At 51.2% G+C, this 14,216-nt stretch carries 10 protein-coding genes; all 10 read right to left on the bottom strand.

Annotated features, from left to right (window positions below; genetic code table 11):
* Window positions 1-59: 59 nt before the first annotated feature.
* Entirely contained in the window at window positions 60-1,934 is a 1,875-nt protein-coding gene (locus tag F4X88_13475) for a bifunctional homocysteine S-methyltransferase/methylenetetrahydrofolate reductase (GenBank protein MYA57298.1), read from the bottom strand.
* Window positions 1,935-1,937: 3 nt separating this feature from the next.
* Entirely contained in the window at window positions 1,938-3,554 is a 1,617-nt protein-coding gene (locus tag F4X88_13470; GenBank protein MYA57297.1) for a hypothetical protein, read from the bottom strand.
* A 10-nt stretch (window positions 3,555-3,564) separates the two neighbouring features.
* Window positions 3,565-4,278, bottom strand: a complete 714-nt coding sequence (locus tag F4X88_13465; GenBank protein ID MYA57296.1) for a glycosyltransferase family 2 protein — start codon at window positions 4,276-4,278, stop codon at window positions 3,565-3,567.
* Window positions 4,279-4,305: 27 nt separating this feature from the next.
* The gene (locus tag F4X88_13460) at window positions 4,306-5,097 is read right to left on the bottom strand and encodes an SDR family oxidoreductase (GenBank protein MYA57295.1); all 792 of its coding nucleotides are present in this window, start codon (window positions 5,095-5,097) and stop codon (window positions 4,306-4,308) included.
* A gap of 280 nt (window positions 5,098-5,377) precedes the next feature.
* Window positions 5,378-7,627, bottom strand: coding sequence for a hypothetical protein (locus F4X88_13455; protein MYA57294.1), 2,250 nt, complete (start codon window positions 7,625-7,627; stop codon window positions 5,378-5,380).
* Window positions 7,628-7,673: 46 nt separating this feature from the next.
* Entirely contained in the window at window positions 7,674-8,711 is a 1,038-nt protein-coding gene (locus F4X88_13450; GenBank protein MYA57293.1) for an Ldh family oxidoreductase, read from the bottom strand.
* Between the two features lie 206 nt (window positions 8,712-8,917).
* The gene (locus F4X88_13445) at window positions 8,918-9,991 is read right to left on the bottom strand and encodes an Ldh family oxidoreductase (GenBank protein ID MYA57292.1); all 1,074 of its coding nucleotides are present in this window, start codon (window positions 9,989-9,991) and stop codon (window positions 8,918-8,920) included.
* A gap of 291 nt (window positions 9,992-10,282) precedes the next feature.
* Complete coding sequence (locus F4X88_13440) at window positions 10,283-11,245, bottom strand: ornithine cyclodeaminase family protein (GenBank protein MYA57291.1); 963 nt, start codon at window positions 11,243-11,245, stop codon at window positions 10,283-10,285.
* A 166-nt stretch (window positions 11,246-11,411) separates the two neighbouring features.
* A complete protein-coding gene (locus F4X88_13435; protein MYA57290.1) occupies window positions 11,412-12,515 on the bottom strand; it encodes a mandelate racemase in 1,104 nt (367 codons plus the stop codon).
* Between the two features lie 164 nt (window positions 12,516-12,679).
* On the bottom strand, window positions 12,680-14,149 hold the full coding sequence (locus tag F4X88_13430) for a DUF4159 domain-containing protein (protein MYA57289.1): 1,470 nt from the start codon (window positions 14,147-14,149) through the stop codon (window positions 12,680-12,682).
* Between the last annotated feature and the right edge of the window lie 67 nt (window positions 14,150-14,216).

The raw sequence follows: 14,216 nt of genomic DNA, 5'->3' as shown, positions 1-14,216 counted from the left end.
TGCCATTTAAGGAGGACCTAATTTCATTACGAGCTACGGTTTCGGGAACTGTTTAATCTTCAACCCCGTAGGGGGGCATCTCTATAGGTTTTAACGATTTCTGAGATGACCCTGGCTCTATTTTTCCAATTCATGCGAGCAGGCGGGATCAGGTAGATACCGTCGATTGCGGTGTCATCTTGGTTACGGATTTCCTGAACCAATTCTAAGCTCAGTTGCATACCGAGTTCATGTCCAGCGGTGTCTCCGAGGTCTCGGAATTTGTCGACAATAAACTGCGGGATGTAAAGTCCCAAATTGTCGCGTAGATAGGACGCGCTTCGGAAACTCGTGAGAGGTAGGATACCGTAGAGAATCTTTATATCGAGATGTTCCGTTGCCTGCTGCGCGCGGATAATATCCTGGTATGTCCAAACCGGTTGTGTGTAAGCAAACTTCGCCCCTTGTGCGATTTTATTGGCGAGATGCTTGACGTGTGGTTGTAGATTCTCAGCGATTGTGAAGCCGCCGCCGTAGTAGAAACCGCACGGTTTACCGATTGACGAGCCGTCGGCGAGTTCCCCGTGATTGAGTCGGTTGATGAGTCGCATCAATTGAACTGCCCCGCGAACGTCCGGCACGAGACTGGCGGTCTCATAGGGACCGGCTTTCGGATGGTCGCCGGATAAGGCGACAATGCCTCGGATCCCCAATGTCTCCGCTTCCAGTAAATGTGATTGCATACTGATGAGATTACGGGATCGGGTCGTCCAATGGATAAGCGTCGGAATCTGGGTCGCCTGCTGGAGTTGATAGGCTGTCGCGATAGCCCCGATGTTCACGGCGGCACCGGAATTGTCGGTTACATCAAATAGGTCTACACCGATTGCAGCGAGGTTTTTTGCTTCGCTCAGCATCGCTCGCAATTGCGGAAAAGTATTGGCGCGCATCTCTACACTTACGATGCGTTCGCGCGTTTCAAAGACTTGCTGGATAGGATTATCGGTTGGTGATTTGGACGTTGATGTCGTCTGTGGAAGCACGAAAATACGCTGCTCTCGTTGGACAGGTTTTCGCCCTGTGACAGCCTGTCGGATTTTTGCCGTGTAGGTCGGGGTTGTGCCGCAACAGCCGCCGATCATGTTCGCGCCAAGATCGATTAACTTACTAACGTAGTCCCTGAAAACCTCAGCCTCGACTGTGTAAGAGACGGCAATTTCACCCTGTTCTACTCTCGGATTACCAGCGTTCGGTTGCACGACAATAGGGGCTTTGATGACAGGCGCGAGTAACTCCATTGCCTCAACGAGATCGTGGGGGCCTCTACAATTGATGCCGACTGCATGCGCGCCGAGTTGTTCCAGCTCTTGCGCAAAGACGCGAACATCTAACCCAGTGCCTACAGTTCCACCTGAAACGCCACTGATTTCAACGATGACAGGAACATTGTATGTGAGGGCTTGCTTTGTAGCGATTTCTGCCTGTTTGGGAGAGGCAAAGGTTTCGAGGACGAGAAGGTCTATCCCCGCATCCACAAGAGCGTCCATCTGTTCCTTGAAAAGCCGTCGGATCGTCTTCTTGGATGGGACCGCCGTATCTAAGGTTTGAAGCGGAATTTGACCGACAGAGCCAGCAACATAGGCGTGCTCCTGTGCTGCTGCTCGTGCCAGAGATACACCTGTTCTGTTAATTTCTTCAACCTGTTCAGCTAAGCCGTGGACTGCTAATGCTTGCTTGTTTGCTTGATAGGTGTTCGTCTGAATAACGTCAGCACCCGCGTCGACATAGGCCCGATGAACCGCTACAATTTTCTCGGCATGTTCTGTAGAAATATTGCAGGCATCGATGCACTGTAAATATGAAGGAATCCGTTTGCGGAGTTCGGTTCCGATAGCACCGTCGCACACCAAAATTTGGTGTGCGAGGGCTTCGATGAAGTTATTTTTTCTTGCCATTAACTATTCAATTATATCTCCCGCACTTTCGGTCGGGATGTAGTAATAGCCGAAGATAATGCACATCTCGTCTTCAGATGTGAGTCCGAAAATGAGAGGTTCGTCCGTGTCGTAGTTGTTATGGACACACCGAAAGTGAAGACCATCATTTGGATCTAAGAGAAGAACCGGATTAAACAGGTCGATAGGCGCATCGTCGTAAGCGACGCTCCGGTGCAGCAAATCGTCAGTTGATTCCTGAAAAATTTCAAACAATTCACCGTGCCGATGCATGTGAGATGTCAGCAAAAAGACATTCAATGATGTCTCCGAATCGTGCCCTCGTTTAAAAAGTTCATCTTCAACAAGCCACGTCATTTTAGAGACGCGAGTTGTTCCGGGTGGGACGTTAATAGACCGATTGTTGACGAAAATTTCAACAGCTTCGTACTCAACTTCCTCTTCCGGAATCGTGTAGATATTAACGTAGGTTTCGCCAATCAATGTATCGTCACCGAGCAGATTGATGTAGTGCGAATTCAGGTCGTAAATGGTATCCCCAGGCATTCGCAAGCCAACCCCCTCAGGAAACTGAAACAGCGTATCATCGGTTTGCGTTCCGACGACAAAGAGTCTATCAGCACCGAAAACGCCGAATACCGGATCTGGGTTGTCCGTGTCAAGTTCCCGGAAAGTGTCTTCAGGATTAACCGCAATATCGGGTATGATCCCATTCTCTAAGAGACCTTTTGCCATCCCATCCTCTGTGATCCGATATATGATGAAGTGATGGCTCCCAGCAGGATAGAAAATCTCCACTCTATTAATGAAGATGTCTCTGTCTACTGAATTTCCGTTTTCATCACTGATTTGGGTAGCGTAGTAAATTTCCCGTTCAGTGCCGGGTTCAATTTTGAACGGTGGCAAACGGAGTTGATACCCTTCACCGGGGGCAGGCGGCGCAGGTGCTTCAAATTTCTCGTCAGGATCGCGCAGCACGCCGAGGTCCCCGATACCTGCTATTTTACCGGTCTGTGGTGCCCCTGCCTCAATCCACATCCGAACCGCATCTATTTTACCCGTGTGAAGCATGCCACCAAGGAACGGCATCCGTGCGCCCTGTTCCGGGACTGTCGGTCCCATCAGTTTCGTTAAAAGGAAACTGTTCTCTGGATTCCCCGGATCAACGAGTTTCATACCGGCTGCTGCCGCCGCAGGATTCTGTGGCACAGCACCAACTAAATTTTCGTAGGAGAATCCGTAGCTAAGATTCAAATTAAAAGCATTCGCGGGCGCAGCGTGGCAAGCACTGTTCGCACAACTCTTGTCAAAGACATATTCCTGAATGTCGTGATACGCCGAGTTTTCATCCGGGGCGGTTTGTCCGAAACTGCTGCTCACGCGAACGAGGTCTAAAACATTGACAATCCCGTCGCGATTGACATCAGGATCCTGTTCCGCATTGCGATCCCTGGGTTGTCCGAAGGAACCCGCGACAAGTACCAGGTCTTGGATGTTCACGACACCGTCTTTGTTAACATCTTCTAACAAGGTAGGGAGATTACTGTGTCCAAATACCAAGAGGGACACGCCGCCTATCAGTAAGAAGATGAGTATGGGATAAACTATTTTTTTAAACATAATTAGCAATTTAACCTCCAGATGTTTTGAAAATTTCTGTTTCTGAAATGAAACGGTATTTTAAGAGTGTCCATACGGCAAAAAGTCCATCCAACCAGAATCGGAGTTTCTTTCCCTGCTTTTTTGTGCGCGGAACATAGGAGACCGGCACCTCATGGATACGATAGCCTGCCCGTAAAATCTTCGCTGTGACCTCCGGACAGAATTCAAATCCCTCACAGGTTAACTCTAAACGTGTGATCAATTCTGTTGAGAAGGCTTTGTAGCCTGTCGATTCATCGGTAATGCGGCATCCGTAAAGGAGATTTGTATAGGTAGCAAGAATACGGTTCGCGATGAAGTTCTGGAGACTGGCGTTTCCGCGTCCGTTCAGAAACCGTGATCCGTAAACTACTTGAACGTTCTCCTTTTCAAGCGGTTTCACAAGTTCAGGGATATCCGCTGGATCCAATTCCATATCTGCATCTTGAATAACGACCACTTCCCCTTTCACATGCGGGAGTCCACTCTGAATTGCGAATCCTTTACCTCTGTTCTCTTGGCAATGCACGACGGTCAGTTCATGAGTCGCTCGCAATTCCTCAAGTACCGTGTAAGTTCCGTCGGTGGAGCCGTCGTTGACAACAATAATCTGTTTCTCAAGGGGCAGGGCACAGAGGACCGCCAGCACCTGTCCGATTGTCTGATCTTCGTTGAACGCAGGAATGATTACGGATATTAACATCGTTCATCATGCCTCCGTTCAAGTGTATTAGAGTAATGATTTTACCATGCCGCCGTCTACCTGAATTGTCGTTCCGGTGATGTAACTTGCGCGTTCTGATGCAAGAAAAACGACTAAGGTTGCAAATTCGTCTGGGTCCCCGATTCTACCGATCGGGATATCGGCGGTCATATTTTCGAGTGCCTCATCAAATGTAATACCCCCCTCTTCGGCACGGACGGTCGCCAGTTGTCGAATGCGATCTGTAAAGATGATACCGGGGCAGACATTGTTAACAAGGATTTTATCGGGTGCTAACTCCGTCGCGAGGGTTTTTGCGAATCCAATGACCCCTGTCCGTGCCATATTGGATAGCATCAGTCCATCGACGGGTTGCTTGACAGAGACAGAAGTGAGGTTGATAATCCGTCCCCCACCACGTGCCCGCATTGTCGGAACAACGGCGCGGCAAAGGTTTATCGTGCTCATTAGGTTCAAATGGACGGCATCTTGATAATCCTGGGCTCCCAAGTCATCAAACCGTCCGGCTCTGGGACCACCTGCGTTGTTAACCAGAATATCGATACCACCGAAGTGCCCAATCGCTGTCCGAATGAGATTTTCAACCTGATCGGGTTGACTGACATCGGTTGGTACCGCTAAAACTTCGGTGTCGGTCTGATTGCGAATGTCATCTGCCGTTGCTTCCAGAGCAGCTCTGTCTCTCGCGCAAATAGTGACCTTCGCTCCCTCGTGTGCTAAACCGAGTGCAATTGCGCGCCCAAGTCCTTTGCTTGAGGCACCTACGACTGCAATTTTGTCTATAAGTCCAAGATCCATTTTTTAAACTATGGGCCCCTGGGACCGCTCTCCAAATGTAAAGCAAAGACAAATTATGCCATTTGAGGCATAATTTCATTACGAGCGGGTTTCCGGTTAATTCACGGCAGGGATTGAGGATTTGTACCTAACGTATCTTCGTTAATATCGCACGTCTTCGCTGAATCCGACGCATCCTAATTTTAGCCACCGCTACAAGGCCCTACATCCTTTCAGAAAGTGGGTTGACTTTACGAGGTTAAGTATAACACTCTCGGCGTACGATGTCAAGCACAATTGCCTACTTCCTGATGAACATCTTCCGTGTCGCTGTAAAATCCCCTGCTGACAGTGTATAGAAATAGACACCGCTCGCCACGCGTTCTCCGTGTTCATTTCTTCCATCCCAATACGCCGCACGGCTTTTGCTGTGATATGTTCCCGCAGCTCGATGTCCCAACGCTAACGTCCGCACCAGTGTCCCATCCACACAAGAGAGGTGCAACGTCACTTCCGCAGGTTCAGATAACTGATAGGGTATCCACGTCTCTGGGTTAAACGGGTTCGGGTAGTTTGCGAAGATACGGGTTTCTGTTGGAATCGCTATGGTTGCGAGAAGTTGTTCAGGCGCGGCAATTCCATCTCTGTTAACATCGGCGCTGCCAGACACTAAGGCGTTCACGGCTCTGAGTGTGTAATCCCGCCGTGTAATATTTCCGCGGATGTCAATCACTTGAAGAACGACATTGTTGATGTGCTGTACCGTTAAGGTCGGCGTGCTGAATTCAAGGAGACTGCTTTGCGTGTGTAAGTCCTTACAGCTGTGTAACTTGATACCGGGCGCTGGGTCCAACACGGTCGTCGGCACCAGTAACTGCGCTTGGTGGATACCGTCTACGTCACTGACGGCAAATTGGAGCGTAAAATTTCTCGCGTTTCGGGAGTACCGTGAAGGCGTGAGCATCTGAATCGTTGTCGGTTCGTTGAAGGCGGTTTGATCGGTGTTAAAAAAGCGATTGGCATTCAGCCAACTGGCGGCACACTTCGACAATCGGTCGGGTGCTGCGCCATAGGACATAAGATACGCCGGATTGCGAAAGTCGTGCTCTAAGCCGAACGCGTGTCCAAGTTCGTGCGCTGTTACAACGACCCCATACGCCCCCTCGAAACACACCCCCGAGGCAGGGATCACCGCGCGCCCCCCTCGAGCCCTGACCAAGAGTTCATTTTCAAACCAATTGCCGCCACCAACCCCGCATTTGTCTTTTCCCCCAATGAACTCACTACTGATGTCTGCGACGATGAGATAAACGTGTTTTTCCGTGTCAAACAGAGCCGCGACTTCATCGTAGACCTTATTTGCCGTATCCGTATGGTAATATTGGTCTCTAAACTGCCCCTCAACTCGGTATGCAAGCATCCGACCATTTGCATCGGTTTCAAACGTGAAGGTTTTCCGACCGAATCCGTTAAGGGCCATCTGGTCTGCATAAAAGCGTTGGACGCGCCTTATGAGTGTATCCATCTTCGTCCAGATGTTGGGTTGCAGGCTCCGATCGCGCGGGAGGAAATAGAGAATCCGCACCATATCTGGCGTTGTGGAGCGGTAGGACGTGACATCCCAGAGTCGGAGCGTGGTGTCCGTGCCACCGCTGATCAGCGAACTTCCGTCCGGAGAAAAGGCAGTACCCCTGACCCAATCTGTGTGTCCCGTGAGCGTGCCCATATTCTCGCCGATGTTAACCCCCCACAGATTGACAGATGTGTAGCCTGTGGTGGCAAGTGTGCTGCTATCAGGTGAGAAACTCATGTTGGAGATTGTGCCGTTGGTGGTAAGCGTGCCATACGGTATCCAATTCGGTGCTTTCCATAACTTCACTTTCCCTTCGTATCCCGCACCCGCAAGGATTTGGGCATCCGGAGAAAACTGAACAGTATAGACAGCATTCGAATCAGCAAGGATCCGTGTAACAGACCGTTGTGTTTGAAGGTCCCAGACAGTCACCTGGCCGCTATTATCTCCCGTGGCGAGTAGCCTGCCATCGTTGGAAAACGCAACCGCCCAGACCCAGTCGGTATGCCTGAACGTAACGATCTCGTTGTAGGTGCGTGCATCCCAGAGTTTCGCATGTCTACCGCCAGTTGCTATCGTGCTGCCGTTTGGAGAGAAGGTAACCGCCTTGACTTGTGAACGGGTCCGGTCGGTAATCTGCTCACAGGTTGCGATGTGGTGTTTATGGTGAACATTCCACACTTTGAGGACGTAATCGTCACCCCCACTGGCGAGAAAATTACCATCTGGGGAGAAGGCGACGGAGTTAACGGTATCCGCATGGCGGCCCAACGTTGTCACGGTATCATTGTGCAGGTTCCATACCTTAATCGCACCCCTATCCCCCGCACTCGCAAACAGAGAAGCATTCACGGGGGAGTATGCAACCGTTTCAACGCTACCACCGTGCCTAAATACGGTGTGTTCTGTTTGGGCGATGGCAGTAAGTGGCAGCGTTAGCAACGCAGTGATGATGAGAAACAGATGCTTGAGTTGCATATTTCTAACGATTGACCTCTCGGCACCGCTCCATCACGAGCTGAAACTACCGGGTTTGTACCATCGGAACATCCCATTTTTCGGCACATTCTCGGAGTTGCTGATAGATGGTATCGGGTATATCAATGCCGTTTGCGAGACGATGTGCTCGAGTATTCGCTTCAAAGTCCCCCGGGACGAATACCTCATCGAAACCGGATGCAGGCGGTGTCGCCTTGATTGTATCTAAAAACGCACGCACCCCTTTTTGATATTCTTCAAGGGGTGTAAACGCGTTGACATCAATCACTTGCATGTAAAGACCCCCCATCTGTCCGGCTTCAGTATTGAACACGCCTCCCAATCCCCCGAGCAGTGCCACAAAAAGAGAAAGGGCATACCCTTTATGTCTCCCAAAAGCGAGGAGATGTCCACCATCGCGGTATTCATCGGTTTTGATGGTAGGATTTCCGTGTTTGTCAACAACGCATCCTTCCGGGAGATCCCGGTTTTCGCTGTCAGCAACGTAGGTTTTACCGTTTGCGATCATGCTGGTTGCGAAGTCGATCAGGAAGGGGACATCATCCCCTGTAGGGACACCGATGGCGATCGGGTTCGTGCCGAGCGCGCCAACCGCGCCACCGAAAGGGAGAATGCGTCCGCCACCTTTTGAACCGCCACCGACAGTGACGATTCCAATATATCCGGCTTCAGCGGCTTCTTGTGCGTATTCCCCGACTCTACCGATATGTCCCGTCCGGGTGAGCGTCGCAAAACAGGTCCGACCGATTTTCGCTTTTTCGATTGCGCGTCGGATCGCAGAACGAGCAGTATAGTGTCCGAAGCCGTTCCTACCGTCAATATGGAGTGTATTGTCGGTTTCCTGTAACACATCTGGCTCAGCATCGGGACGGATCCCGCCGCCCTCAATCCCGTCGAGATAGGAGGGAATCCGAAGCACGCCGTGTGAATCGTGTCCAGCGAGATTCGCTTTTATCAGAATCTCGGCAACGTTATCAGCGATGTGCTGTGGTGCGCCTGCCGCTACAAATAGGTTGCTTGTGAATGCCTGAAGGTGTGCGACTTCAAATATATGTCTTTGCATATTTTACATTTTCCTTTGCGCTCTTTAAACAAACCCGTAGCCTGCAACAATACGCAGAAATACCCCGGGGAATGCCACACGGCATTCATACCCGGGGAAGCCCACACGGGCTTCATACCGTTGATTCTGATTCGCAAAAACACGCAGGCGGATTTGAGAAACGCCCGTCAAAGTCCAAACGTCCCTCGTTACTCCGCAAGGTATAATTAAAAACCGTAGTGTGCCTTGTCGTCTTCCTCAACAGTGTCCTCGCCGATGGAAACGCCGAGTTTGTCTGCACACGCTTGAAGTTGGTTGTAGATGGTATCGGGTATTTCAACCCCTTCTACTAACCGCTGTGTGCGGAATCGGTGTTCAAAATCACCGGGGACGAGGACTTCATCGAAACCTTGTGCTGGGGGGGTAGACTTAATGCTATCTAAGAAGGCGCGCACGCCTTTCTGGTATTCCGCAACCGGTGTGAAGGCGTTGACATCTATGGCTTGCATGAAAATGCCGCCCATCCTGCCGCTTTCTGTGTCATAAGTCCCCGCCAATCCCCCGAGGAGGCAGGTGAACATCGCGAGGGCGTAGCCTTTGTGTTTTCCGAATGCGAGAAGTGCGCCACCATCGTAGAAGTCAGCAGGTTTGACACTCGGCATCCCGTTTTTGTCGAGAATACACCCCTCCGGTAAGTCGATGCCTTTGCTCCGGGCGACCTGTATCTTTCCCTCGGCAATCACGCTTGTTGCGTAGTCAACGATAAAGGGACCGTCATCGCCGGTTGGCACCCCTAAAGCGATAGGATTTGTGCTGAAAGTGCCTTGTGCACCGCCGTAAGGGACTGTCGGACCTCCGCCTTTGCCGCCTGAGCCAACGCTGATGAGTCCGATGCATCCGGCTTTTGCCGCCGCTTCTGCATACTCACCCAAGCGTCCGATATGCCCAGTATTGCTGATGCTGACAGAGCAGGAGACAGCGGTTTTTGCCTTCTCTATCGCTTTGCTAATTGACCAGCGTGAGACGTAGTGTCCGAAGCTGCGTTGCCCATCAACACGTAAGGTATTCGGAGTCTCTGCGAGGACTTCGGGTTCCGCAGTGGGGTCCAATTGTCCGGCATCAATGCCACGTAGATACGCCGGAACGCGGAGCACGCCGTGTGAGTCGTGACCCGCGAGGTTGGCGTTGACGAGGATTTCGGAGACATCCTCTGCAATGTGTCGCGATGCACCGGCGGCGACGAAGAGGTTGCGTGCGATTGCGTGCAGGTGTGGTGCCTGAAGTAGATGCGTTTTTTCCATGTTTTTAATTTTCCTTGCGGTTCGTTGAGATGGGTTGGTCGTTCAGGTTGATCTCCGTAGAGTCGCCCTCCATTTCATTACGGGCTTGCGATTTCTGGCTTTTTTATTTTTTGCATTTTATACGATCCGCTTTTTTTTGTCAATTGAATTATGCCTCCAATCCGTAGCCTGCAACAATACGCAGAAATACCCTATCAAAAACACGCAGGGTTTTTTGCTTGGGTGTTTCCCCTAGGTCTACGCAAAGGCACTTCCAACACACAACCCACTTGACCGAACCGCAAGGTAAAATTAAAAAGCAACGAGGGTGCCCAGTCCTTTGGCTTCTGCTTCTGCAAGGATTACGGATCCTGCGACTGCATCTTGCACCGCCACACCTACCGATTTGAAAAACGTGATTTCGTCGTCTGATTGGCGTCCCCACTTGTTGCCGTTGACGATTTCACCGATTTCCGCGTCAATTGTAGCGTTCGGAATAATCAGGTCTCCCGCCTCTTCCAAACAGGCTTCCCGCGAATCGACGACGATTCGGTTTGACCTCCTTAGGGTCGTTGTATCAACCTCCCGTTTTTCTGGCACAAACGTGCCAACGGCTGTGATGTGTGTCCCCGGTCGCAGGGCATTGCCGTCAAAAAGTGGGGTTGCCGAGGTCGTCGCACAAATAACGATGTCAGCGTCCTCTACGACCTGTTGAGGATTTGATACGCGGTTGACTTTCGGGGCATCCTTCCACGCTGTGATTTCAGTGGCGAGTTGTTGCGCGGCGGCTTCTGTTCGACTGATGAGATTGACGCTCGCGATGTCTCTGACCGCCATCACTGCCTGCAATTGCGCCCGCGCTTGGACACCTGCTCCGAATAAGCCAACCGTTTTCGCGTCCGGTCGAGCAAGCAGGTCCGCTGCTACGCCACCCCCAGCTCCCGTTCGGATAGCGGTGAGACTGCTACCGTCCATGAATGCTTTTGGGAGTCCTGTCGCTGGGTCAAGCACTAAGACTGTCGCCGTGATACGGGGCAAGTCGAGGTTCGGATTGTCGTCGTAAACCGAGACAACTTTGATGCCGAACTCACGGCGTTCGGGGAGATGGGCAGGCATTAAGAGGGTAACGCCTTTGTCAGTGGAGATGTGCTGTCGTGGGGGCGCGGTCACTTTGCCTGCTGAAAGTTGACCGTAGGCGTGCCGCATCGCATCAATTGCTTTGGGCATCGGCAAGGCTGTTCGGACATCTGCGGCGGATAAAATTCTGATCTGCATACAATTTTTTAATTATTCCTTGCGGTTAAACAACGTGCGTTAAGACTTTTGCGTGCGTTTCTTAGACCCGCACTCCATTACATTACGTGCTATCCTTTCCGTAGGAACGAGATAATCACGCGCTGCTGTCTGATAAGGGCGGATATGGAGCTACGAAAACCCTCCTTTACTCTGTGTGAACCACCGCTTCGCCTAATATATCCATATCAGGAATAATGCCTAAGCCGGGTTGTGTTGAGGCTGCCATCCTGCCGTTGGTGCGTTGCGGTGCACCTTCCGCCGTACTGACGGTGACGTAACTGTTGAAATCTGTCGCCGTGAAGAGAAACGCTGTCGGTGTACTGTGTGCAAGATGTGCAATGGCGGCGGTTGTAATGTCGCCCCCCCAGCTATCCTCAATTGTCATCGCAATGCCGAGTTCAACGCATAGGTCTCTGGCGAGTTTCGCTTTGGTCAGTCCGCCGAATTTGCTAATCTTAATGTTGACGACATCCATCCCCCGATCGGCATGACCGCGTAACAGGGCGTGAATACTGTCTATCGTCTCGTCAAGCACAAAGGGGTGACCTGTCCGCTGACGGATAGCAAGGCATTCTTCGTAGGAGAGACAGGGTTGTTCGATATAGACATCTACATCGCGCACGCCTTGGACGACACGAGCGGCTTCGTGCATCAACCAACCCGTATTCGCATCCGCGATGAGGACATCTCCGGGTTGCATCAGTTCGGCAACCGCTCGGATACGTTCGATATCGGTGTTCGGATCGCTGCCGACTTTCAACTGGAATTTGCGGTATCCTTCCGCACGATAGGTGGCGACCTTTGCCGCCATCTCGTCGGGAGATTGTTGCGAAATCGCGCGATACAGCATGAAATCTGACCCATACCGTCCGCCGAGAAGGGTGCAGACCGATTGGTTTGAAACCTTGCCGAGAATATCCCAACACGCCATGTCGATTGCTGATTTCACATACGGATGCCCCTTGAGTGCGGTGTCCATGCGGTGGTTGAGTGGGAGCAGTTGTGTTGGATCTTCACCGATGAGATGCGGTGCGAGTTCGGCGATTCCAGTGCGGGTCCCCGACGCATAGGCGGGGAGATAAAAGGGTCCAAGTGGACACACCTCGCCGTAGCCGGTGATGCTTTCGTCCGTTTCAATTGAGACGATGGTGCTGTCAAATACGGATACAGATTTCCCGCCTGACCAATTGTAGCTCCCTTCATAGAGTGGAAGGTCAACTTGATAGGCATTAATACATCGAATTTTCATGTTTTTAATTGTCCGCCAAGCGCGAAATAACGCGGTTGATGACTTAATGGTTATTGCTTAAGGTCCGCAAGCGCCGTTGTTGCTTGCTCACGGCATCCCACTAAGTTTTCTATAGATTGAATATTGATAATAACATGATTGACAAAAACCGTCAAGGGAAGATACTACTCGAAACCACCGACCTTCGCAGCGGCAGGTGGACGCGTCGGAAGCTCTTTTTCAGTGAGCACGGACTCAGGAACATAACCCGAGTAATCGGAAATCGAGCCGTGTGTCAGCGCATACACCACAACGTTCGTCATAAACCGGTAGACCCCTGGGGAATAGTGGACACTCCGCGTCGGATAGCTGACGGTCTCCATCGCGCACATGTAATCACGACGGACAACGATAACCGATAGTTTCTCACCGACAGAGATACCTTCAAGGAAGTTCCGTTTCGGGGGACGTGTGCCCCACCAGAAGATGTCGTATCCGACAGGCGGACCCCCCATCGCATAGAAGTTGTTGTAGATTTCGTGATTGTTAGAGATCCGCTCGACGTGATATTCAGGCATGACGTAGCGCATCTGTGAGAGGAAGAGACGAACCATCGCCTGGGCAGGCGCGTTCACGCCGCAGTCATCAAAGACGAGGAAGCCACCTTTCTCGACGAGATAGCGACGCATGCCAGCGGCTTCAGACTGGCTGAGGCGACCATCTATTCTACCGGTTCCGTGTTTCCATCCAAATATTTCCCGAGAACGGACGAGTCCTGGGTCGTGTCCTGTCATAAAGGCGAGCGGTGTTTTGAAAAGGTTGGCATCGTTAAGTTTCACCGCACCTCCCTCAACGCTCATATCGGTTTTGATTTTGGTCCGCTCGTTGAGCCATTGGGTCAATGCGTTGAGCGCGGAGGCATCCGCCCACCAGTCAGAAAGATCGTGCCGGACGCGTGCAAAACGGAGGACACCTCGGATGTCCTTGCCTTTACCGATGACGCGCCCACCCGGTTCACCTTTCGGAAGGGGCGGGACGACGTAACTGGAAAGTGTGATGTTTTCGACGACATCGCTGAGGGCATCGCGTGCGGCACCGACGTTTTCAACCATTGAAAGCCCCGGTGAGCGTTCAAGCGTGACTTTCAACCGTCCTGCGATACCGCGACTGACGTTTCTCACTTGAGCGGACGGAACTTTTACTATAGGGGCAGAGAATGCCAGAGCATCAGGAGCATCTGATACCAACAAATCACCGTGTATCACATCTGTCTGCACTGTTGGATTTAGGACGATCGCTGTGCGGACATTCGGATCTGTTGGCGGTTGGACTTTAACAGTTTGGATTGAAAATTCGAGGACTGTCTGCGGTTGGAAATTTGACTCACGAGGAAATATAGTCGTTACGCGGGGTTGCACTTGAATCTGTCCGACAACAATGTTTTGTCTTGGAACCGTTGGCTTAATAATAGGTTTCACGACGAATTTTCTTTCCACTTTAGGTTTCGGTGGTTCTTTGGGATAGAGAATTTCGATGCCCATCAAATCTTTAAACTGATCGGTTTGTGCGATCAGATAGAGTCCAGCAACAATCGTGATGACGATGTGAAGCACCAATGAACTCATAAGAGCGGACGATGTTATTTTTCCGCGCATGCGTCCTTACCTCCAAACAACTAAAATTACTGATATGGAGGTAGAAGCAATTCCTGTGCCAATATAA

The organism is Candidatus Poribacteria bacterium, assembly GCA_009839745.1.
Lineage (GTDB): Bacteria > Poribacteria > WGA-4E > WGA-4E > WGA-3G > WGA-3G.
Note: the sequence above shows the minus strand (reverse complement) of the source record. Positions and strands in the feature narration are given on the sequence as shown.